General features: G+C 61.8%; 2 protein-coding genes. Both read right to left on the bottom strand.

Annotation, left to right across the window (positions count from 1 at the left end; translation table 11 throughout):
- Positions 1-355: 355 nt before the first annotated feature.
- Positions 356-751: a hypothetical protein gene (locus AAFX91_RS41325; protein ID WP_394570309.1), complete on the bottom strand. Its 396-nt coding sequence runs from the start codon at positions 749-751 to the stop codon at positions 356-358.
- Between the two features lie 228 nt (positions 752-979).
- Complete coding sequence (locus tag AAFX91_RS41320) at positions 980-1,798, bottom strand: DMT family transporter (protein ID WP_394570310.1); 819 nt, start codon at positions 1,796-1,798, stop codon at positions 980-982.
- Between the last annotated feature and the right edge of the window lie 23 nt (positions 1,799-1,821).

Below are 1,821 nucleotides of genomic sequence, written 5' to 3'. Positions count from 1 at the left end.
CGTCCGCTGATGTCACGCTCGTCAGTCGCGACACCCGCGTCCACCGCATCTCACCGCAACGTTCGTGACGATCGCGAGCCGCCCCTCATCTGGGTGAGACGCGCGGAGTCATAGTGCTGATTTGCCCGACGGGTTAAGCGATTTATTTCTCGCGCGAGGGCTGGATGGGCCAAATCACTTTGGAATCGCTGGCGAATTTTCTTCAGTCATTCCGGGGCATCGCGAAGCGATGAGCCCGGAATCCATTTTGCCGCTTACACAAATGGCGAAATGGATTCTCTGATGCGCAATTGCACATACAGCTCACGACTTCGTCGCGCCCCGGAATGACGGATGGAGCGAGAGAACGATCGGCTCAGGTGACGCAGCGGCCGGGCTGCAGGCGCTTTGCTACTTCGGTCAGCACGCTCACCACGGGCTCGCAGGCGACCGTCATCCTGCGCTCGCCGGATTTGATCAGCGCGGGCGGCTTGGGGCGGCTGCGCGCCTCGTCCCTGACGACGGGAACGCGGATCACGACCGAGGTCTCGGCCAGGCTGTCGAGCTTCAGCGAAATGGTTTCGGTTTTGCTGGTGGCTGCCGGAACTGCCGCCCGGTCGGCCTTCGCCGTACGGTTGACGTCGTGTTCCGCCTTGGTGGAGGTAATGAGGCTGTGGCCCCCGATGAGATCATGCCCGGAGGCAAATTGCACGGCGCCGAAGGTCAGAGAAACGGCGAGCGCACCTAAAATTCCCTTCAATATCTGTGACATGACGATTCATCCCTCGCCCCATGGCGATCACGAACACAACTCGAACGAAACGCCCCCGTTCGTATGTCTGCGGATCACTTAACCGTGTTCAAAATTATTTCCGGAATCTCGGAACGTTTTTTCGCGATCCGCGTCGTTCTGAAAGCCGGTTATTCCCCCTGCCCCATTGACCGGCGATGTAGGGCGCGACCGTGGTGATGCCGGTCGCGCTCTACTTTTTTGTCCCGGTCACACTTTCTGCAATGCCAGCGTGACACCGCCGAGAGTCAGCGCCATTGCGGCAACTTCCCTCAGGCCCAGCGGCTCGCCGAGGATCGCGGCCGCCGCGATCACGGCCAGCACGGGCACGAGCAGCATGCCGGTCGAAGCCGACACCGGCGGCAGGCGCCGCAGGGTCTCGAACCAGGTGAGATAGCAGACGCCCATCGGCACCAGCGTCATGTAGACGAACGAGGCAATTCCGCCCGGCGATATTGCCGCATAGTTCGGGCGCTCGAACAGGACGCCGAGGATCAGCATCGCGAGGCACCCGAGGCCGACCTGCCAGGCGACGACAGCGAGCGAAGGCATCGGCAACGGTTTGCGGCTAAGGACATTGCCGAGCGCGAACAGGATCGCGCAAGACAGGGAAAGGGCGATCCCGATCAGCTTGCCCCGATCGAAGGCATAACCGTTGGCGCCAAGAAGCAGCGCAACACCGGCCACACCCAATACCAGCGCGGCAACATCCCCGATGGTCGGGCGCTGATGCAGAAACGGCCAGGCGAACAGCATCGCCCAGATCGGCATCGTATAGATGATCAGCGCGCCTTCGCCGACGGTGACGAATTTCATGGCGATGGTGCCAAAGCCCATCCAGGCGAACACATTGGTGAAGGACGCGAACAATAGCCGCGGCACGGCTTCGCGCGGGACCTCGAGCGATTGGCGGTTTCCGAAGGCGATGAGCCCGAGGATGAGCGAGGCGCAGACGCCGGCCAGACCCCGGGCGAACAGTAGGGCTATCGCATATGGGCGAGGGCGCGGAGAAGGAAGTCGTTGTTCCATCTGGCCTGGAGCATTTTGTGGCT

It is taken from the genome of Bradyrhizobium sp. 31Argb, from assembly GCF_043638955.1.
Classification (GTDB): Bacteria; Pseudomonadota; Alphaproteobacteria; order Rhizobiales; family Xanthobacteraceae; genus Bradyrhizobium.
This window is presented reverse-complemented; position numbering and strand designations above follow the sequence as displayed.